At 68.0% G+C, this 19583-nt stretch carries 23 protein-coding genes; 13 read left to right on the top strand and 10 right to left on the bottom strand.

The features are described from left to right. Nucleotides 1–93: 93 nt before the first annotated feature. Nucleotides 94–1860 carry a bifunctional metallophosphatase/5'-nucleotidase gene (locus DIZ26_RS30265; RefSeq protein WP_112247768.1) on the top strand — a complete coding sequence of 589 codons (1767 nt, stop codon included), beginning with the start codon at nt 94–96 and terminating at the stop codon, nt 1858–1860. Between the two features lie 135 nt (nt 1861–1995). On the opposite strand, the gene DIZ26_RS30260 is transcribed toward DIZ26_RS30265, so the two are convergent. Further along, nucleotides 1996–2304 (bottom strand): hypothetical protein, encoded by a 309-nt coding sequence (locus tag DIZ26_RS30260; protein WP_112247766.1) that lies wholly within the window; start codon nt 2302–2304, stop codon nt 1996–1998. Between the two features lie 387 nt (nt 2305–2691). Continuing rightward, nucleotides 2692–3402 (bottom strand): response regulator transcription factor, encoded by a 711-nt coding sequence (locus DIZ26_RS30255; protein WP_112247763.1) that lies wholly within the window; start codon nt 3400–3402, stop codon nt 2692–2694. Nucleotides 3403–3564: 162 nt separating this feature from the next. On the opposite strand from DIZ26_RS30255, the gene DIZ26_RS30250 reads away from it, so the two are divergent. Continuing rightward, entirely contained in the window at nt 3565–3804 is a 240-nt protein-coding gene (locus tag DIZ26_RS30250; protein WP_112247761.1) for a MoaD/ThiS family protein, read from the top strand. Nucleotides 3805–4100: 296 nt separating this feature from the next. Then, entirely contained in the window at nt 4101–5477 is a 1377-nt protein-coding gene (locus tag DIZ26_RS30245) for a hypothetical protein (RefSeq protein WP_232828702.1), read from the top strand. On the opposite strand, the gene DIZ26_RS30240 is transcribed toward DIZ26_RS30245, so the two are convergent. The 5 genes from DIZ26_RS30240 to DIZ26_RS30220 all read right to left on the bottom strand — a co-directional run bounded on the left by DIZ26_RS30240 (nt 5440) and on the right by DIZ26_RS30220 (nt 8547). Next, the gene (locus DIZ26_RS30240) at nt 5440–6054 is read right to left on the bottom strand and encodes a hypothetical protein (RefSeq protein ID WP_112247758.1); all 615 of its coding nucleotides are present in this window, start codon (nt 6052–6054) and stop codon (nt 5440–5442) included. The genes DIZ26_RS30245 and DIZ26_RS30240 overlap by 38 nt on opposite strands. After that, a complete protein-coding gene (locus DIZ26_RS30235; RefSeq protein ID WP_112247756.1) occupies nt 6051–6629 on the bottom strand; it encodes a hypothetical protein in 579 nt (192 codons plus the stop codon). The genes DIZ26_RS30240 and DIZ26_RS30235 overlap by 4 nt, the downstream gene beginning before the upstream one ends. Beyond that, complete coding sequence (locus DIZ26_RS30230) at nt 6626–7252, bottom strand: hypothetical protein (protein ID WP_232828701.1); 627 nt, start codon at nt 7250–7252, stop codon at nt 6626–6628. Before DIZ26_RS30230 ends, DIZ26_RS30235 begins: the two co-directional genes overlap by 4 nt. A 141-nt stretch (nt 7253–7393) precedes the next feature. Beyond that, a complete protein-coding gene (gene arfB / locus DIZ26_RS30225) occupies nt 7394–7819 on the bottom strand; it encodes an alternative ribosome rescue aminoacyl-tRNA hydrolase ArfB (RefSeq protein ID WP_112247754.1) in 426 nt (141 codons plus the stop codon). Nucleotides 7820–7926: 107 nt separating this feature from the next. Continuing rightward, nucleotides 7927–8547 (bottom strand): TetR/AcrR family transcriptional regulator, encoded by a 621-nt coding sequence (locus tag DIZ26_RS30220; RefSeq protein WP_112248112.1) that lies wholly within the window; start codon nt 8545–8547, stop codon nt 7927–7929. A gap of 68 nt (nt 8548–8615) precedes the next feature. Between DIZ26_RS30220 and DIZ26_RS30215 the strand changes: the two genes are divergently transcribed. From DIZ26_RS30215 to DIZ26_RS30185, 7 genes are all read left to right on the top strand, one after another. Further along, on the top strand, nt 8616–9110 hold the full coding sequence (locus DIZ26_RS30215) for a quercetin 2,3-dioxygenase (protein ID WP_112247752.1): 495 nt from the start codon (nt 8616–8618) through the stop codon (nt 9108–9110). A 44-nt stretch (nt 9111–9154) separates the two neighbouring features. After that, complete coding sequence (locus tag DIZ26_RS30210) at nt 9155–9628, top strand: TlpA family protein disulfide reductase (protein ID WP_112247750.1); 474 nt, start codon at nt 9155–9157, stop codon at nt 9626–9628. Nucleotides 9629–9680: 52 nt separating this feature from the next. Continuing rightward, on the top strand, nt 9681–10550 hold the full coding sequence (locus DIZ26_RS30205) for an RDD family protein (RefSeq protein ID WP_198676365.1): 870 nt from the start codon (nt 9681–9683) through the stop codon (nt 10548–10550). 299 nt (nt 10551–10849) lie between these two features. Then, entirely contained in the window at nt 10850–11302 is a 453-nt protein-coding gene (locus DIZ26_RS30200) for a DUF4395 domain-containing protein (protein WP_112247746.1), read from the top strand. A gap of 30 nt (nt 11303–11332) precedes the next feature. Continuing rightward, the gene (locus tag DIZ26_RS30195) at nt 11333–12181 is read left to right on the top strand and encodes a sulfurtransferase (protein WP_112247744.1); all 849 of its coding nucleotides are present in this window, start codon (nt 11333–11335) and stop codon (nt 12179–12181) included. A gap of 2 nt (nt 12182–12183) precedes the next feature. Next, nucleotides 12184–12480 (top strand): DUF1416 domain-containing protein, encoded by a 297-nt coding sequence (locus tag DIZ26_RS30190; RefSeq protein WP_112247742.1) that lies wholly within the window; start codon nt 12184–12186, stop codon nt 12478–12480. A 244-nt stretch (nt 12481–12724) separates the two neighbouring features. After that, nucleotides 12725–13951 (top strand): choice-of-anchor P family protein, encoded by a 1227-nt coding sequence (locus DIZ26_RS30185; protein ID WP_112247740.1) that lies wholly within the window; start codon nt 12725–12727, stop codon nt 13949–13951. Nucleotides 13952–14461: 510 nt separating this feature from the next. Here DIZ26_RS30185 and dtd read toward each other — a convergent pair. After that, a complete protein-coding gene (gene dtd / locus DIZ26_RS30180; RefSeq protein WP_112247737.1) occupies nt 14462–14887 on the bottom strand; it encodes a D-aminoacyl-tRNA deacylase in 426 nt (141 codons plus the stop codon). A gap of 94 nt (nt 14888–14981) precedes the next feature. Between dtd and DIZ26_RS30175 the strand changes: the two genes are divergently transcribed. Continuing rightward, nucleotides 14982–15812, top strand: coding sequence for a BKACE family enzyme (locus tag DIZ26_RS30175; RefSeq protein WP_112247735.1), 831 nt, complete (start codon nt 14982–14984; stop codon nt 15810–15812). On the opposite strand, the gene DIZ26_RS37595 is transcribed toward DIZ26_RS30175, so the two are convergent. Both DIZ26_RS37595 and DIZ26_RS30165 read right to left on the bottom strand, forming a co-directional pair. Continuing rightward, complete coding sequence (locus DIZ26_RS37595) at nt 15749–16525, bottom strand: hypothetical protein (RefSeq protein WP_157979851.1); 777 nt, start codon at nt 16523–16525, stop codon at nt 15749–15751. The two genes, DIZ26_RS30175 and DIZ26_RS37595, sit on opposite strands and share 64 nt — an antisense overlap. After that, nucleotides 16522–17691: a molybdopterin-dependent oxidoreductase gene (locus DIZ26_RS30165; RefSeq protein ID WP_112247731.1), complete on the bottom strand. Its 1170-nt coding sequence runs from the start codon at nt 17689–17691 to the stop codon at nt 16522–16524. The genes DIZ26_RS37595 and DIZ26_RS30165 overlap by 4 nt, the downstream gene beginning before the upstream one ends. A gap of 286 nt (nt 17692–17977) precedes the next feature. Here DIZ26_RS30165 and DIZ26_RS30160 point away from each other — a divergent pair, with 286 nt between their 5' ends. Beyond that, the gene (locus DIZ26_RS30160) at nt 17978–18541 is read left to right on the top strand and encodes a hypothetical protein (protein WP_232828700.1); all 564 of its coding nucleotides are present in this window, start codon (nt 17978–17980) and stop codon (nt 18539–18541) included. Then, nucleotides 18541–19583, top strand: a 1043-nt coding sequence (locus DIZ26_RS30155) for a hypothetical protein (protein ID WP_157979850.1), incomplete at its 3' end; no start/stop codon positions are given. The genes DIZ26_RS30160 and DIZ26_RS30155, both read left to right, overlap by 1 nt.

The raw sequence follows: 19583 nt of genomic DNA, 5'->3' as shown, positions 1-19583 counted from the left end.
GTTCATCGTCGAGACATTGGCCGGGCACGCCGTCGCAGGGTAATTTTCCCGGAACCGCGCACCAGCGGTGATCGAAACGACGACGGAGAAGACATGGCCTTCACAGGACGAGACAAGAAGTGGCTGAGTGGACCCCGGGCCGTCGGCCTGGTGGCCGCCGGTGCCGCTGTGGTGCTCGGGCTGGCCACGGGGGGAACCGTGACCCAGGCTGCGCCGGCGAGACCCAAGCCGACGCACACCCAGATCCAGCTGCTCGCGATCAACGACTTCCACGGCAACCTGGCGCCGAACCCGGCCACCAGCTCGAGCGGCAACGTGAACGGCACGCCCGCCGGCGGCGCGGAGTACCTGGCGACCCAGCTGGACCTGCTGCGCCGGTCCGCTCGCGCGCAGGGCCAGGAGACCGCCACGGTCGCCGCGGGTGACCTGATCGGGGCTTCGCCGCTGCTGTCGGCCGCGTTCCACGACGAGCCGACCATCGAGGCGATGAACGAGATGGGTCTGGACGCCACCTCGGTCGGCAACCACGAGTTCGACGAGGGGTACAAGGAACTTCTGCGGATGCAGAAGGGCGGCTGCCTGAACGACGGCGACGGCCAGAACAACCAGAACTCCTGCCCGGACCACAAGTTCGAGGGCGCGGACTTCAAGTATCTGTCGGCCAACGTGTTCTACGAGAACACCGACAAGACCCTGTTCGCGCCGTACACGGTGAAGAAGTTCCGCAACGGCCAGAAGGTCGCGTTCATCGGCATGACGCTGGAGAACACCCCGAACATCGTCACCAAGTCCGGCGTCCAGGGCCTCGCCTTCAAGGACGAGGTGGAGACCGCCAACGCGCTGGTGCCGAAGCTGAAGAAGCAGGGCATCGAGGCGATCGTCGTACTGATCCACGAAGGCGGCCTGCCGTCCGACCCGAAGGCGTTCAACAGCTGCCCGGGGATCTCCGGCCCGATCACCGACATCGCCAAGAACCTCGACCCGGCGATCGACGCGGTCGTCTCCGGTCACACCCACCAGTCGTACAACTGCTCGATCAACGACCCGGCCGGTAAGCCGCGCCTCGTCACCAGCGCGTCCTCGTTCGGCAAGATCGTCACCGAGATCCGGCTGAGCATCGACAACGCCACCCACGACGTGGACCGGCTGAACACGATGGCCAACAACCACATCGTCACCCAGGACGTGCCGAAGGACCCGCGGCTGACCAAGCTGATCACGAAGTACCAGACGCTGGTCGCGCCGATCGAGTCCAAGGTGATCGGCCACATCACCACGCCGTCGATAGTGAAGACGCCGGACGACTCCCAGGAGTCGCCGCTGGGCAACCTGATCGCCGACGCGCAGCTGGCCGATCCGTCGACCGTCACCAACGGCAAGACGCCGGTGGTCGCGTTCATGAACCCGGGCGGTATCCGGGCGGATCTCGCCTCGACCGGCGGCGCGGTCACCTTCGGCAGTGCGTTCACCGTGCAGCCGTTCAACAACTACCTGGTCTCGATGGACATGACCGGTACGCAGATCAAGGCCCTGCTGGAGCAGCAGTTCTCCGGTCTCAACCAGGCCTCGAACAAGGTGCTGCAGGTCGCCGGCATCACCTACACCTACAACCCGGCCGCGGCGCCGGGTGCCAAGGTGGTCGCCGACTCGATCAAGATCGCCGGTCAGCCGCTGGTCGACGCCACGACATACCGGATCGTCACGAACAACTTCCTCTCCGACGGCGGTGACGGCTTCCCGGCTTTCACCACCGCGACGGACAAGTTCTTCGGCGGTCTCGACATCGACGCGTTCGCCAACTACCTCACCGCCCACGACCCGTACACCCCGGGCCCGACCGACCGCATCAGCATCTCCTGACCTCACCCGCCGGCGTACGGATCAGCTCCGCCTGGACCGTACGCCGGTACGCCGGTACGCCGTACGTCGGCCGCCCGTCGCGCTCTACCTCGAGCGGGATGGGCGGCCGGGTGGCGTCTCGGGCTGATCCGGTGGCTACATCAGGAACCTGACGATGACGAAGGCGAGCGCAAGAGCGGTCGAGAGGGCGGCCTTGCCGGAGCCGAGGCCTCGGCGGAGGGCGGCGCCGAACACCGCGAAGGTCAGCGGCACCAGCATGATCAGCAGCGTGACCCCGGCCGCGTGAACGCCGACGTGGGCGCGGCCGACGAGTACCAGGCCGAAGATCAGTGCGAACGTGAGTCCGAGCCAGGTCATGGTCTGGATCGGCCCGTCCGCGGTGCGGTCGCCGCGATGTGATGCGCGGGTCGCGCGGCGGTGCGAAGTCGGAGCAACGTGCGCCATCGGTCACCTTCCGTGAAAAGACCGAATACGCACGGTAGCAGCAAAAACACACCTTGGTCCAAGGTCCATTTTCCAGTCGCTCCGCACCCAGCAGACGTGGTCGCGGAAGGCCGGGCGTACCGACGGACAGGAGGTATGCCCGCAAACAGGCCGCGCACAGACCAGCCGAGCGTGGCGACCACCTCTCGAACCCAGTACGTCCTGTCCGTCGGTACGCCACCCCCGCTCAGAGCCGGTCCGATGGGTTCGGCTGACTCAGCCGGGTCGAGCCAGTCCGAAGGATCGGGCTGACTCAGCCGGACCGAGTCGCGGCCGCAGTACGGTTTGCGGGTTGTGCGCCCGCGCCCAGAGCCGGAGTGCGTACGAAGGCTGTCGGCGCGTGGCGGATCAGACGGTGGTGTCGGCGGTTTCGCGTTGGGTGGTGGGTGGGATGACGAAGCGGTAGCCGACGTTGCGGACTGTGCCGATAAGGGATTCGTGCTCGGGGCCGAGCTTTGCGCGGAGGCGCCGGACGTGGACGTCGACCGTGCGGGTGCCGCCGAAGTAGTCGTAACCCCAGACCTCCTGGAGCAGTTGCTCGCGAGTGAACACCCGGCCGGGGTGCTGCGCGAGGAACTTGAACAGCTCGAACTCCTTGTACGTCAGGTCCAGCGCGCGCCCGTTCAACTTCGCCGTGTACGAGGCTTCGTCGATCACCACGTCACCGCTGCGGATCAGCGAGGTGTCGGGATCCTCGTTCCGGGCCGCGGCCAGGCGGCCGATGACCAGGCGGAGCCGTGCCTCGATCTCGGCCGGGCCGGCCGTGTCGAGCAGGACGTCGTCGGCGCCCCAGTCGGCGTTCACCGCGGTGAGGCCGCCTTCGGTGACGACGAGGAACAGCGGTACGTCGATGCCGGTGGTCCGGATCAGCCGGGAGACGCCGCGTACCGTGACCAGGTCGCGGCGGGCGTCCAGCAGGACCGCGTCCGCGTCCGGCGCGTCCACGAGGGCAGCGACCTCGGACGGCAGGATCCGGATCTGGTGGGGTAGCAGGGCGAGCGAAGGCAGCACCTCGGTAGAGGCCTGCAGCGCGTTCGTCAGCAGAAGCAACGTGCTCACGCTGTCTCCTTGTGCTGGTCGGCGGATCCCTGGTGAGTGATCCGGGCCTTTTGCACGTCAGGCCCCAGCGGCGTCATTGCCGGGGGCCCGAGACACACTGGTTTGGAACAGCAAGCTGACATAATACCGGAAGACTTAACCGATTAGTGAGGCTGCTCCCACATGCCGGAAGTGACCATCAGGTACTTCGCCGCGGCGCGCGCTGCGGCGGGGGAGTCCACGGGGACCGCGCGGGCGGGTTCGCTGAAGGAGCTCGTCGACGCGGTTTCGGCCGATCGTCCTGAGCTCGCCCGGGTGCTCGGCATCTGCACTTTCATGGTCGACGGCGAACGCGTAGACCTCGACACCTCCCTCCACGACGGCGCCCTGATAGACGCCCTCCCACCCTTCGCCGGCGGCTGACCGACAGAGGCTGCGCTCCCGCGTCGATCGCTGCGGCCGGCTGAACTGGCGTGTGCCTGCGCCTGCTCTTGCTGTGCGTTCGTCGTGGGGCTGGCTGAGCTGGCGGGTGCCCGCCGACGTTCTTGCTATGCATCCCTCGTGGGTGGCCGGCTGAACTGGCGTGTGCCCGCCCCTGCTCTTCCTTGCTGAGTTTAATCGTTTGGGTGCGGGCGGGGAGATGGTTATCCACAGGCAGGCCCGGGGAGCGGGACCGCGGTGGGCGCTGCGGCGGACCTGGGGGGCGGTAGGTTTTGGGGGTGGCACAGGAGTCGGGGGATTTGCTGACTACGGTCGGGCGGGCCGGGGCGTTGTTCGGGCGGGCCTGGCCTCGATTGTTTGCGGTGTTCTTGATCGCGCAGCTCGTGCATCGCGGGGTCCAGTGGGTCGCGGTGCAGGCCGGGGCGAAGGCGGAGGCCGCGGGCATCGCCGTACTGGCGCTGGTTGTGCTCGTCTCGCTGGCGATGTATGTCTCGATGTTCCTCGTACTGCGGGGCGAGTTGCCGTTCCATCGCCGGGCTGTGGCCGAGGGCGTGCTGGCACCGGACGGGATGGAGCCCGGCAAGGAGTACCGGCCGCTCGACGCCATCGCTTCGGCGCTCCTGCCGTTCCTGGCGTTCTACGCGGCGTACAAGTTCCTCCAGTCGGAGGCGATGGACTACGAGTACAGCCTCGCCGTTCACCGGGTGAACGAGATCGGCGCCACCGTCATGAACGGCGGTACGGTCGCCGCCCAGCCGACCGGGCTCCATGCGCTGTCCACCTGGTTGTTCATCGGATTGGGCGTCACCGCCTACCTGCTCAGGCTGATCTTCAAGAAGCGCAAGGGAACCGACGGCGGGCCGGTCCGGAAGCTGTTCGTCACCTACCTCGAGGCGTTGTGGATCTTCGTCGTCGCCTATCAGGCCACGTCGTTCATCCCTTCGCCGAAGACCTGGCTGAAGGAGCGGCAGGTCTGGTTGTGGGTGCACGACTCCTACATCTGGGTGCTCGACCACGTGCTCGGCGTGGAGAAGGTCCGCGAGGTCTGGGACTCCGTCACCGGATTCGTTGCCGCCGGCATCGGTGATCTGTGGAGCGCGGCCGTGCTGCCGCTGATGTGGATCACGATGACCGCGGTGATCTACGGCCGGGCCGTGCACAAGGCCGAGAAGCCGCAGCAGGTGCGCTGGCGGTTCGACCGGATCACCCATCGCTGGCAGCGGACGCCGCAGATCGTCCGCGCGGCCGGGAACTCGATGGTGTCGGACTGGAAGGACCGCTGGACGCCGGTGATCTCCGCGTTCCGCCTGGTGGCCCGCTCGGGGATCCGGCCGATGCTCGGCTACTTCCTCGCCTGGGCGGTCGTCACGTACGTGGCCGCCGAGGTCGGGATCATCCTGCGCGACTACGTCCTCGGGCCGCACTCGCTGGAGTTCTGGAAGGTCATCGACGAGCCGTTGAGCCTGGTCACCGACGGCCTCAAGATCGCCCTGCAGATCAGCCTGCTCGCGGCGGCGTACGACCGGATGATCGGCGGACTCGCAGGCTACTTGCGGCCGCGAACGAGAGCCGTCGTTCCCGCGCCCGAGGACAACAGCGTCACCGACCTGACCGCCGCTACCTCGGGAATGCCAGATAGTGAGGCAGTGACGTAGCCCAGGTGATCGTCGGCTGCACAGTCGCCGCGACATCCTTCGGTACGACGAACACCGCCACCGTCTCGAACGGCTTCCCCGCCTTCGGCTTCAGGTAGTACTGCGCGATCGCCGGCGGCCGGAAGCTCTGGGGCTTGTCGTCGTACCCACCGGTGCAGCCCGTCGGTCGATCCTGGAAGGCGTCCTCCAGGATCGACTCGTCCCACGTCCGCCCGTCGGGTGCCCGCAGGTGGATCTGGCAACCGCCGAGACCCTTCTCGAGGTTGGCGAGGTCGTCCACCTGCAACCGGAAGTACACCCGCACCCGAACTGTTCCGGCCGGCAGTTGCGCCGGGGTGTCGCGTTGATCCGACTGCTCCGGATCGACCTCCGTGGTGGCCGCGTACCAGGTGGCGCCCATGTACGCCGTACCGCCGGCCGCGACGACCACGGGGTCGCGCGGCTCGGAGTTGCGCCAGGACTCGTAGTCGCTGTGGGTGAAAACCCAACCAGACAAGGGGATCGCGGCCACCAGCGACACCAGGGCCAAGGTGTTCGTGCGCAGCCAGCCGCGCCGGGACCGCCGGGCGCCCCTCATGAGGCATCCGCGTTGGTGAGAACGGCAACGGGCTGGCGCAGGCCGGCCAGCTGGTCCTTCTTCACTCCCAGCGAGATCGTTGCCTGCGGCTCCAGTTCGGTGAAGAACGGCTTCTCCGTCACCAGCAGGACGGCGCCGGGCAGCTTGTCGGCCGGCATCTCCACCACGAACGAGCCGCGGGCCGGGATGTCGGGCGCGAACTGGAACCCGGTCAGGTCGGCCTCCTGTAACCCACTGCGGTTGGAGCCGAGGTACAGGTAGCCGTCCGAGGTACGGATCTGCACCTTGCCGAGGTGGATCGGCTCCTTGGTCGCCTTGACCGTGGCGTCGATCACGACGAAGTCGGACAGGGTGTCGCGATCCGGCGTGGTCCTGGGGACCCGCAGCTTCTTGCTGATCCGTACTCCATCGACAGTGAGGTCGAAACGCGGTGTGTGGACGGGTTTGCCGATCACGCCGTTGACGGCGACCGGCTGCTGGAAGTCCTGCTGGGTCGGCGTCCACCGGTACAGCGCGATGATCGCGACCAGCACGAACACCGTGAGACCGACGTTGACGATCCGCCGGCCGGTCATTTGACGACCTTCACGGGCACGGTGCTCTCGGCGGCGAGCTTGTCGGGGTTCCACTTCTCGTGATGATCCAGGATGGAGTCGTCGACGTGCTCGTAGCCCTGCACGGTGAGCTTCACCTCGGCCGGTGGTTTGGTGGCCTTCGGCAACTTCCATACGTACGCGACCTCTTCGGCGTACTCCGGGGTCAGCACAGGGTCGGCGGTCTGATCACGCAGATTGGTCGTGCCGAGCGGCGCGTCGGTGTCCTTGATCCCCGGTACGCCGATCAGCCGGATGAGGCCGTTGCCGTCGTCGCCGGGACGGACACCGGTGTCGTCGGTGAGCTTGAGCTTGGTCACCACGGCGATCAGCGTGCCGCCCGGGTCGGGGGTGTACAGCGGCTTGAGGTCGGGGACGACGACCACGCGCTCGATCGTCACCTCGAACCGGCCGGCGTCGATCGGCGTACCGGCTGCCACCTGCGGCGTCTGGTCGGCGGCCTTCTTCAGGCCGCCGAATGCCGCGGAAATCGCCAGCAGGACGACTGTTGCCCCGATCACCCAAGTGCGGAGCGTCCGGCCGCGCACCTTCACATCGCGAAGATCCGGCAGTTCCTCCGGCTCCGCGTTCCCCGTTTCCTGCACGCCCGAAGCCTAACGACCACAGGGGACCAACCGACGCCACCGGCCGTCTCCTGTGCAAGGCGACACCAAGCAGAGCCGGTCGATGCCGTGCGGTGTGGAAGTCGTAACCCCGGGATCGGCTCGGGTCAGCCGGGCGCAGCGTCAGTCGTGGGGGCGGCCGCGGAGGCGTTTGGTTTCGCTGCGGCGGCGCTTGTCCTCGGCGCGGCGGCGGATCGCGTTCTTGCTGGGTCTCGTCGGACGGCGAGGGCGGGGTGGCGCGGCGATCGCTTCGCGGAGCAGATTGGCCAGCCGGATCCGGGCGGCTTCGCGGTTGCGCCATTGGGACCGTTGCTCGGAAGCAGCGACGGTCAGTACGCCGTCCACCAGGCGCGACGCGAGTCGCTCGAGCGCGCGCTCACGTAGTACGTCGTTCAGCGCGGTGGTCGCGGCTACGTCGAAGCTGAGCTCGACCCGGCTGTCCGTGGTGTTGACGGACTGGCCACCGGGCCCGCTGGAACGCGAGAACCGCCATTCCAGCTCCGACTCGGGGATCACCACCCCGGTCCGCACCACCAGCCCGCTGTCCATACCTCCATTCAACCGGAATCCCTGGACCGCCAGCACTGATTAACCAGCCGCCCGAGACATCCCTCACGCTCAGCCGACCACCGAAACCCTGCTCGCAAGGGCTTTGGTCAGTGTTGGCGGTTCGGCGGAAGGTGCCCGGCCAGGGCGGACTGCAGCATCGCCTGGGCGGTCCAGGTCATCGTCTCGACGGCGTCCTCGCGCGACAGCCGGGCGACGTCGGTCAGCCAGCTGAGGGCCTCGATACCGACCGCCGAGCGAATGGCGACCGCCAGTCGGTGGATCGCGCCGTCCGGAAGCTGCTCCGCGAGCGGCGCGAGCGCTTCCTCGAACCAGCCGATGGCCCGGCCCTGGCGCAGCGGCAATGCGGCCCGCTCGACCGGGTCGGCCTCCAGCGACAGCCGGAGCATCGTGCGCTGCTGGGCCTCGGTCTCGACGATCAGCCCGAGGAAAGTGCGGATCGCCAGGTCCAGCCGATGCGCGATATCGCTCGGCGGATCGGCGGGCAGCATCGAGGTCGCGTCGGTCTCCGGGTGGGCAGCGGCCAGCAGCGCGCGCTGGTTCGCGAAGTACCGGTACGCCGTGGGCCGCGAGATCCCGGCCTCGGCGGCCGCCTCCTCGACGGTCGGTGTCACGCCATCGGCGACCAGCGATTTCGCCGCCTGGACGAGGGCGTCGCGGGTCCGCTGCTTCTGCCGGGTCCGGCCGCCGGCCTCGTACGGTGTTGACACGAGGCTCATGATACCCCAGTCTCGTGGTGAGACTTAAGTCTCACAAAACTGGAAAGGCGGGGAGCGCGATGGCTGTGAGCAGAGTGCGGGACGCGATCGTCAGGGCAGCCGATGAGGGAGACCGGCGCTGGTTCTTCGGCGGTGGAACGCATCGGTGGATGGCCACCGCGACCGAGACCGACGGGGCTTATCTGTTGTTCGAGGACAACATGGAGCAGGGCAAGACGACGCCGCTGCATCTGCACCCGGAGGCCGACGAGTCCATGTACGTTCTGGACGGCCGGATCCTGATGCACCTCGACGGCGAGCAGCGCGAGGTCGGTCCGGGCGGCCTGGTTCTGGTACCGCGTGGGATGCCGCACGCGTTCCTGGTGGTCTCGGAGACCGCCCGGGTGCTCTGCCTGCTCACCCCCGGCATCGGCCAGGAGTTCTACTGGGGTGCGAGCGAGCCGTTCGATCCCGATCAGCCCGGCGTCGTCGATTTCGGCCGGATCCACGCCTCCGCGCAGGCCAACGGTGGCATCGAGATCCTCGGCCCGCCGCCGTTCGGGTCCAAGGGGTGAACGTCCGGTTGAGCTGAAAGAGCACCGGCGTACTGTGGATTGTTGTGAGTCCTGGGATCATCGTGCTGGTCTGTGCGGTCGCCGTCGGCGTCGGTCTCAGTGTGTTCAAATCACGGTTCGACGGGCGCTTCCGCGGGACGCACCCGGTCAGGAAGGCAGCAGTGCGCGAGCAGGTCGAGAGCGAGGCGGGCGACAAGGTTCGGCTGACCGAGGGTGACCTCGGGGTCGAGCTCGGCGAGCGGGCGACGTTGCTGCAGTTCTCGTCCGCCTTCTGTGCGCCTTGCCGGGCGACCCGGCGGACGCTCGCCGAGGTCGAGTCGATGGTCGAGGGCGTCCGGCACGTCGAGCTGGACGCCGAGTCCCACCTGGACCTGGTGCGCCGGCTGGACATCCTCCGTACGCCGACCGTGCTGGTCCTCGATGCCGCCGGCGCCATCGTGACTCGGGCCAGCGGCCAGCCTCGTAAACCGGACGTCATCGCGGCCCTGGGTGCCGCGGTCGATCACCAGCCGCACTGAGTTCTCGCTGCCTGATTACTCAGACGACCTCGGTGTGCGGGATGCTGTGCCGGTGAGCTTTCCGCATGGCTGGTACGACGATCCCAAGGACCTGTCCTCGCAGCGGTACTGGGACGGCACGGCGTGGACCGATCACCGCCGCCCGCGGCCAGGCCCACCGCCGTACGAGGGCGAGTTCGGTCGACCGCAGCAGCAGCCTGCCCAGGCTCCGCAGTACGGACAACAGCAGTACGGACAACAGCAGTACGGACAACAGCAGTACGGACAGCCGCAGTACGGCGCCCCGCAGTACGGGCAGCCTCACCAGGGGCCGCACGGCGGGCCGCAGTACGGGCAGCAGGCCTTTGGTTATCGGCCTGTGGTGCCGTCGACGCCTGATGGTGTGCCGTTGTCGGGGTGGTGGAAGCGCGTCGGGGCGAGGTTCCTGGACGGCCTCATCGTCATGGTGGTGAGCCTGCCGCTCACCGGCTACTTCTGGTACCACTACCTGCAGGCGGCTCTCGACTACGAGAGCGACATGTTCGACAGCGCCCGGGCCGGGTCCACGCCGCGGTTCAACACGACCCTGCCGTGGGACGTCTACAAGTGGATCCTGCCGGCCACCGGGATCGCCTTGCTGGTTTACTTCGTGTACGAGTTCTTCTTCCTCACCAGGAAGGGCGCGACGCCGGGGAAGATGGCGGTCGGCATCAGCGTCCGGCTCCGCGACGTCGCCGGTCCGCCGACCCCGGTCGCCGTTCTCAAGCGCTTCGGTCTGTACGGCGCGCTCAGCATCCTCGGCGCGGTCCCGCTCGTCGGCACCCTGTTCGGACTGCTGGGTCTGCTCGACTACCTCTGGCCGCTCTGGGACGACAAGAAGCAGGCGCTGCACGACAAGGTCGCGGACACCAACGTCGTCGTGGGGCAGTCTCGCCACCGGTGACGCACAACTGGTCACTCAGTGTGGAGCTTCTCGCATAGTGATCAGTTGTCTCAATAAGTGGGACAATCGGATCCCGGCCTGCCGGCTTTCCGTACTCTCGGTGCCGTGGAGTACACGACATGGCTGACCAAGCGCAGGGCAGTGGACAACTGCCGCATGCGCTCGTCCCTGTGTCGTCCCTGCTGACCAGGCGGCGTCTCGAACGCTCCGGAACCGGTCGCTGAGCACGGTTCCCAGTACGTCGCCTTCCGCGTCTTCGGGCGGACCCGGCTCGTTCCACCTCCCACCGGAGAGTCGTCATGTCCAGTCGGACGGCAGCACAATCCCAGGTCGACCCCCGCGGACTCCGCTTCGCGGCCGGCGTCACGACGGTTGTCCTCGCGTTGACGCTGGTACTGAACAGCCCGTGGCCGCTGGCGGTCCAGGCCGTCGTGTTCGCGATCTCGGTCGCGTTCGGCGTCCAGGCCTCGCCGTACGGGCAGCTCTTCAAGCGGCTGATCCGGCCGCGCCTCGGTCCGCCGAAGGAGACGGAAGACGCGACGCCGCCCCGGTTCGCCCAGCTGGTCGGGCTGGTCTTCGCCGTCGTCGGCCTGATCGGCTACCTGGCCGGCGTCGAGGTGCTCGGGGTGGTCGCCACCGGTTTCGCTCTGGTCGCCGCGTTCGTTAACGCGGCGGTCGGGCTCTGCCTCGGCTGCGAGGCCTATCTGCTGATCCAACGCATGCGTACGCCAAGCACCGCTACTACTACCTGAACCGCTACTACCACCTGAGGAGCAGCACACATGAGCAGGGAATCCGCGCTCGTCTCGGCCGACTGGGTCGAGGAGCACAAGTCCGACGAGAACGTCGTACTGATCGAGGTCGACGAGGACGTCTCGGCGTACGACGCCGGTCACATCGCCGGTGCGATCAAGATCGACTGGCAGGACGATCTCCAGGACCCGGTCCGTCGTGACTTCGTCAACCAGGAGCAGTTCGAGGCGCTGCTGTCCTCGCGCGGTGTCGGCAACGACGACACCGTCGTGCTCTACGGCGGCAACAACAACTGGTTCGCGGCGTACGCGTACTGGTACTTCAAGCTCTACGGCCACAGCGACGTCCGCCTGCTCGACGGCGGCCGCAAGCGCTGGGAGCTGGACAGCCGCGAGCTGACCGACGAGGTCGTGAAGCGCGAAGCCACGCAGTACAAGGCAAAGCCGCAGAACCTCGACATCCGCGCGTTCCGCGACGAGGTCAAGGACGCCATCGGCGTGAAGAACCTGGTCGACGTCCGCAGCCCCGACGAGTACGCCGGCCGGCTGCTCGCCCCGGCCCACCTGCCGCAGGAGCAGGCGCAGCGCGCGGGTCACATCCCGACCGCGGCCAGCATCCCGTGGAGCAAGGCGGCCAACGACGACGGCACCTTCCGTTCCGACGACGAACTGAAGACTCTGTACGCCGACGCGGGTGTCGACTTCGGCAAGGACACCATCGCGTACTGCCGGATCGGTGAGCGCTCGGCGCACACCTGGTTCGTGCTGCACGAGATCCTCGGCCAGGAGAACGTCAAGAACTACGACGGTTCGTGGACCGAATGGGGCTCGCTGGTCGGCGTACCGGTTGCCCTTGGCGACGAGCCCGGGAAGGCCTGACCATGTGCGGAGCAAAGCAGGGTGGCCTCGACCTCAAGGGCGTCGACGTCGACAAGGAAGCCGTGATCCAGGGTCAGGTACTGCGCGGCGAGGAGCCGGTCGGCGGCGCCTACGTGCGGTTGCTGGACTCCACTGGTGAGTTCACGGCCGAGGTGCCGACCTCGGCGACCGGGCACTTCCGGTTCTTCGCGGCGCCGGGCTCGTGGACGTTGCGGACGCTGGCCCCGAAGGCGGAGCCGGTCGACCGCCAGGTCGTGGCGCAGTACGGCGAGGTCGCCGAGGTGGCAGTAGCCGTCTGACCCGTCCCCAGGAAGTAGTAGCAGGCCCCGAAGGGCCCGGATCTTGCGCGTCCGGGCCCTTTCGGCATTTCTCTAACGCACAAACGACTTTCGCCGGCAAGACCTCGTAGTTCTCGACGTTGGAGGCTATGTAACGGTTTGATCTCGGAGGGCACTCTTCTCGTTACCTACTGCGACCACCTGAGTTGTGTCTGTGTCCTGGCCCGCTCGTTAGGGTCACGTCATCACTCAGGGAGGAGGGGTCATGAGACCCCGCATCGGATACAAGAAGCTTGCCGCGGTCGGCGTTGCCGCCGCCGTCGGCGTGGTTTCTACGATCGCATTGACTTCGGGCTCGGCGTCCGCCGCCGAGGTTTTCGGTTACAGCGGTTACTCGATCGGCACCGACGCCAAGACCGGGCTGGCCAACAGCGGCCCGCAGGTGCTCAGCCAGATCAGCTGCACCACGAACCCGCACGCGTCGCAGAGCAACGACCTCGCGACCGCGAACGTGAACGACCAGGCCGTCGCGAAGACGGTCACCACCGACACGCACTCGTTCAACGACGCGCGTGGCAACGGTGTGACCAGCAACGCGACCGCCGCCGACATCCGGCTCGGCAACCTGCTGCACATCACCGGCGCGAAGACCACGACCACCGCGTGGTACAAGGACGGCAAGCTGCAGTACACGGGTAGCACCACCTTCGCCTCCATCCGGATCGGCGCTGTGTCGCTGCCGAACCTGCTGAACCCGAAGCCGAACACCAAGATCGCGATCCCGGGTCTGGGCTACGTCGTGCTGAACCGCGTCGGCGGTGTCAAGACGAGCACCGGCATCTACTCGTACGCGCAGGCTGTCGTCGTGCACGCCAACGTGCGCAACCAGTTCGTGCCCGAGGGCATCGACGTCGCGATCCTGAAGACGCGCGCCGAGGTCACCACGCCGTCGATCGCGATGGTCACCGGCGAGGCATACGGCACGAAGGCCAACGTCGACAAGCTGGTCACCTCCGGCCCCACGTCGTACCAGGCCACCTGCCAGGGCACCGAGGGCAAGACCGTCCGGGTCTCCGTCGGTGAGCTGAACATCCCGCGGGTCGCGTTCGTCGGTGCTGTCACCACCACCAAGAACGGCTACATCGGCAAGGACAAGGCCGCCATCACCTTCACCTCGAAGACGGCCAGCGTCAAGGTCGGCAACCTCGCGATCGGCGCGATCGAGTCGTCGGCGTCCGCGTGGAAGACCAAGGACGGCAAGGTCGGTCTGGCCTACAGCTCGGACGTGGTCTCCATCCGCGTCGGCAACAAGGTCTACTCCGTGCCGAACCAGCCGAACGCCACGCTGAACATCCCCGGTATCGCCAAGCTGACCTTCAACCAGGTCGTGCGCAAGGACCGGTTCATCTCTGTCAACGCCCTGGTGATCGACGTCTACAGCCTGAACACCAAGGTGATCGTGGGCCACTCGGCCGCCGGTGTGATCGGCTGATCAAGCCGGCCACCACCCCACCCTGAGTCGAACCTCACCGATTCAGACGGGCACCACCCGGACCCCCGGTCCCGGATCCCACCGATCCGGCCCGGGGGTCCGGTCTTTCCCGCACTACTCACCGCCCAACCCCCGTACTACGCGCTACCACGCCCCGCGCGCCGACTCCCGCGCTCGCACATGCCACCCCGCGCCCCGCGCCCCCGCGCTCGCACGTGCCACCCTGCACTCCGCATTCCCGCGCCCCTGCAGCCCGCGCTCGCACGTCCCACCCCGTACTCCCGCGCCCCCGCGCGGACCTCCGCGCTCGCACTCCCGCCCCGCGCCCCGCGCCCGCACTCCCCGCGCGCGCTCGCGCGTGCCACCTCGCACTCCCCGCGCGCGCTGGCGCGTGCCACCCCGCGCCCCGCCCCCGCGCGGACTTCCGCGCTCGCACTCCCGCCCCGCACTCCCGCGCCCCGCGTTCGCCGGCGCGCGTTCTCCGTGGTTTTGCGTTTTGCTTGGTTTGGTTCAGGTTTCGAGGGTGAGGGTGACTGGGCCGTCGTTGATGAGGGAGACCTCCATCTGGGCGCCGAACTTGCCGCGGGCAACCTTGGCGCCGAGGTCTTCGAGGGCAGCGCAGAAGGCGTCGTACAAGGGTTCTGCGACCGGACCTGGTGCGGCAGCGCTCCACGAAGGACGGCGGCCCTTGCGCGTATCGGCGTACAGGGTGAACTGGCTGATCGCGAGGATCGGCGCGCCCTCGTCGGAGCAGGAGCGCTCGTCGCGCAGGATCCGCAGTGTCCAGATCTTCGCCGCGAGTGCGGCTGCCTTCTCGACGGTGTCGTCGTGGGTCACGCCGAGCAGTACCAGCAGTCCCGGTTCCTCGATCGCGCCGACCACCTCGCCCTCGACGACCACCGAAGCCCTCGTCACCCGCTGCACCACAGCTCTCATGGGCAGAAGTGTGCCAGCCGGGAGAATGTCCGGTATTCGCGCCCACCGACCGGCAAATATCTCGTTTCCGGCCCGCATCTGGCACGATTCGTTCATGACGTCGACGTTGCTGACCGTTGCCCCCACCGGTGCCGAGACCGCGAAGGCCGACTGCCCGGCGCTGCCGACCACGCTCGAGGAGCTGGTCGAGACCGCGAAGCGCTGCGAGGCCGCAGGCGCGGCGATGATCCACATCCACATCCGCGACGGTGAGCACCGGCCGACGCTCGACCTCGGCCGGCTGCGAGAGACCGTGACCGCTGTCCGCGAGAACACCGCGCTGATCGTGCAGTTGTCGACCGGCGGCGCTGTCACTGACCCGTTCGAGCACCGACTGCGGGTCCTCGACGCGGCCCCGGACTCCTGCTCGCTCACGATGGGCACGGTGAACTTCGGCGACGACGTGTTCATGAACCCCTGGCCGTTCGTGACCGAGCTCTACCGGCTCACCCAGGAACGCGAGATCGTGCCCGAGTTCGAGCTGTTCGACCTCGGCCATGTCGCCGCGCTGCACCGGTTGCTGGACAAGTTCGGCCTGCCGTACGGCGGAAAGGTGCACTGCGACCTCGTGATGGGCGTGCCCGGCGGCATGCCTGGTACCACGGACGCGTTGGTTGCCGCGGTCAACGGCCTTCCCTCGGCGGTGACGTCGTGGTCCGCCACCGGAGTTGGACGCAGCACGTTGCCGGTCGCCCTGGCGGCGCTCTCCAAGGGCGGCCACCTGCGAGTCGGCATGGAGGACACGTTGACGCTGGCGAAGGGTCAGCCCGTTTCGCACAACGCGGAGCTGGTCGAGCGGGCTGCCACGCTGGCGACGCTTGCTCAGCGTCCGCCGATGAGCCCGGACGAGGCCCGCGACCTCCTGAACGTCAAGCGCCTGCGCTGAACCACCGCGACTACGGTCCCCGTCAGCAGGATTGTGGCCTCTAGCAACAACCAGTCGAGAAGGTAGTTGCGCGGCAGCACTGTCGGGTTGACGCCCTTGCCCTGGCGGATCAGGAGCGGGATCGCGACGAGGGTCGTGATTCCGGCGTACAGGATAGTCGTGCGGACTGTAGTGACCACGCGGTGCCGGTCGGGGCCGATCGACCAGCGGGCAACCAACCAGCCGACGGCCAGGGTGAACGGCATCAGAAGCAGATCGTCGACCACCACGGCACCCCCCAGCCACAGAGGCAGTCTCAAGAGCGCCCCGCCGGTGACGGCCTGCAGTAACAACCGCAGCCCCCAAAGCCCGACGCCGACTCCCAGTACGCCCAGCGCGCCACGAACAAGCAGAGCGATATTGGCCCGGTCACCTTCCCCTCCAGCGCCGGGGGAGGTGGCGCCACCGTCGGTCGCGCCGGCGCCGCTGCGCTCGCTCGGTGGGACTGCTGCGGCGTCGGCGCTGCGCTCGCTTGGTGGGACGGTTGCGCCTGCTGCGCCTGCTGCGCCGCTGGCGCCGCTGCGCTCGCTTGGTGGGACGGTTGCGCCTGCTGCGCCTGCTGCGCCTGCTGCGCCTGCTGGGCCGGCGGCGGCGCTGCGCTCGCCTGGTGGGACTGCTGCGCCTGTGGCGGCGCTCTCCGCCGTAGTGGGACGGTCGGGTGGGCGGCTCGTCATGCGAGCACCTCCAAGCGGTGGACCCACTTCGTCTGCAGGACGCCGGGGCGGTTGGGCGCGATGATGCGGGCGGGGAAACCGTGGTCGAGGTCCAGGTCGTCGCCGTTGAGCTTGAGGGCGAGCAGGGTGAGCGGATCGGACGCGAACTGAGGTGGTAGCTCACTCGTCGCGTAGAAGCCGCCCTTCTCCATCGAGACGACTCGCAACCGGGCGCCTTTGGGGGCACCGCAGAGTTCGAGCAGGTCGCGGACCCGGATCCCTTCCCAGCGGGCGCCTTGGCTCCATCCCTCGACACAGGCGATCGGCAGGTTCGATCGGCTCTGTGGCAGGGCGCGTAGTTCTTCGAGTGAGTAGGAGAGCTCCTGCGGTCCCTGCACCGTGAAACGCCAGTCGGCGTCGACCGCGGTCACGCCGGCGTCTTTGGCCGTGCGGTTGACGGGCAGACCCTGCGGCCCGACGTTGGGCCTGCGAGGAGCCAGTACTGCGATGGGCCCGAACGCCGGTACCGATTGACCGATCGAGGCGATACCGACAAGGGTTCCCGCGCCCACCACGGTGCGGAACAGTCCTCGCCTGGTCAAACCGGTGATTGCTGGCGGCAACGATTCGGGGTGCGTGGCGATCGGCGTACGGTCTGCTGGAGTGGCTCGCCAATGGGCGGTGATGAGGGGGAGTTTGACAGCGAGGTGGACGAGCAGGGCGCCGATGATGATCCAGGCGAGCGCGTAGTGGGTTTCCTTGAAGGGGAAGGGCCACGGGTACCACTGGAGGGTGTTCAGGAAGCCGATGAACAGTTCGAGGGCCATCGCGGCGACGAGGACGAGGATCGACAGGCGTTCGAGCACTGTGCCGAGGGCTTTGCGACTCGGCGGCCACGGGAGCTTGGCGAACAGCTTGGGGTAGACCGTCCACAGCTTCGCCAGCAGGAGCGGGACCGACACGGTGCCCGTCAGCACGTGGAGGCCCTGCGTCACGCGGTACAAGGAAGCAGGTCGCGTCGGGATGTCCAGCCAGCTGGGTGTCTGTTGCTGGAAATGGCTGAAGAGCCCGGTGAGGAAGCAGATCACCACGGCGATCCCCAGCCAACGGCCGATCATCGTGGCCGTGCGCGGATGATGCAGCGGCGACGGGAACGACTTCTCCGTCGGCGGATCGGGCAGCTTCATGTTTCCATCACAGCGCAGGAATCCGTACGCCGGTGGCCGCCGCCGATTACTGCTCGCGAACGCCCTCGCGCCCTGCCCGAAGCCGCTCTGGAGGCAACCCTTTATCGCTTACTTTTCGCAAACAACCCGCGGCCTGTGTCATCTCGACGCCCGGTCTACTGCATCCTCGAGGCTGGCCTGTGGGCGACCGGCTCTGCGTGCGGGGCAGGGATCAGAGGTGCGTCTCCAGCGGGGTGGCACCGGGCGGCTCTAGGCTGGGGAAGTTCGATCGAGAGGAGCGGGACAGGTGAGGACACAGCAGCGGTCGTCGGACGACGACGAGCGCGCTATGGCCGACCTCGCGGAGGTGTACGACTGGAATCGGGTCTGGGGACCGCCCGAGACCGGTCTGGACGCCATCCGCGCGCTGGTGTCGCGGGTGACCGCCGCCACCGGCTGGCGTCCCTGGGCTCCCGGCAACATCGACCCCGATCGGTACACCTGGGGACTGGTCACCCGGCGCGAGACCGTGATGCTGGTGCTGCCCGACGCGGTGCTGCCCGACAGTCCGCGGAGCGGCTGGTCGGCGTACGACATCGAGGCCGACGAGGTCGAGCTGGCCGAGGAAGGCCTCGACGATCGCTGGCCCGGGCAGCTGGCGCTGGCGCGCAAGCACTGGGGCGACCCGGTGTTCGTTGGCCCCGGCAACGATCCGCGAATCCCTGATGAGTGGCGTGATCGCCGCCGTCACCTGGCGGTCTGGCTGCGGCCGGGCGCCGAGCTGCACCTGTACGCGACCCAGCCCGAGGCCGGAAAGCCGAACGTTTCGGTCGGTTTCGGGTATTCCGTTTATGCGAGCGAGGTGGCCTGATGGCGTCGATCGAAGAGGACCTGCTGAGGGACCTGTACAAGATCTTCCGGAAGCTGACGGCCAGGCTGCTGCGCAACCGCCAGACCCGGCCGAGCAGCCGTGACCGCGAACTCCGTGTGCTGATCGAGGAGTTCCGCAACATGCTGCAGGAACACCAGGAGGCGAACCGCATCTACCAGGCGCTGTCGCCCGAGGAGCGGCAGCAGGTCCGCGAGCGGCTGGCCCGGCAGATGCAGGAAGACCTGGATCGCGGGCGGACGGACGACCTCGACCCCGACGTACGGCGTGAGGTCGACGAGCTGAATGCCGATCGGGACGGGGATCGGGGCGACCCGGACGACGCGGCGCGCCGTGATGCCGAGGCCGAGGCGGAGGCGAACCGGACGGACCTGAACCGCGACGGGGTCGACGATGTCGAGAACCAGCGCGACGCCACCGAGGACCGGGAGAACGAGCGCGACGACCAGGCGGTCGACGAGGAGCGCGAAGAGGTCGACGAGCAGGAGCGCGACGAGACCGAGGAGTCGCGGGAGGAAGAAAGCTCGAACGAGCGCGAGGACGAAGAGCGCGCTGAGCAGGACCCGGAACGCGACGGGCCGAGTGTGGTGCCGGCAGCGGCTGCGGGTGCGGCCGCTGGGGTGGCGGCCGAGGAGTTGGCCGAAGAAGTGCGCGAGGCGCAGGAGAACGAGTCGGACGGTGGCGGACTGGACGTACCGGAGGACAAGCCCTGGCTCGAGTCCGACCGGATGGACGGCAACCTGCGCGAGGAGGACCGGATCGATACCGCGCAGCCGCAGGCCCAGCCCGACCAGAGCCAGCCCGGCCAGCAGGCGGATCAACCCGGCCAGGAGGCGGACCAGCAGGGCCAGCAAGCCGAGCAGCCCGAGCAGGAGCAGGACGGTCAAGGGCCGCTCGTTGCCGAGGACGGGGCTGTTGAGCCGGTGATCGGGGCTGAGAACGAGCCGGAGCGGCAGGCGGAGCAGGAGGCGCTGGAGCAGGACGGGCAGGGGCCGGTTGTTGCTGAGGATGGTTCGGTGCAGCC

It is taken from the genome of Kribbella monticola, from assembly GCF_003261635.1.
In the GTDB taxonomy this organism is placed as follows: domain Bacteria; phylum Actinomycetota; class Actinomycetes; order Propionibacteriales; family Kribbellaceae; genus Kribbella; species Kribbella monticola.
Note: the sequence above shows the minus strand (reverse complement) of the source record. Positions and strands in the feature narration are given on the sequence as shown.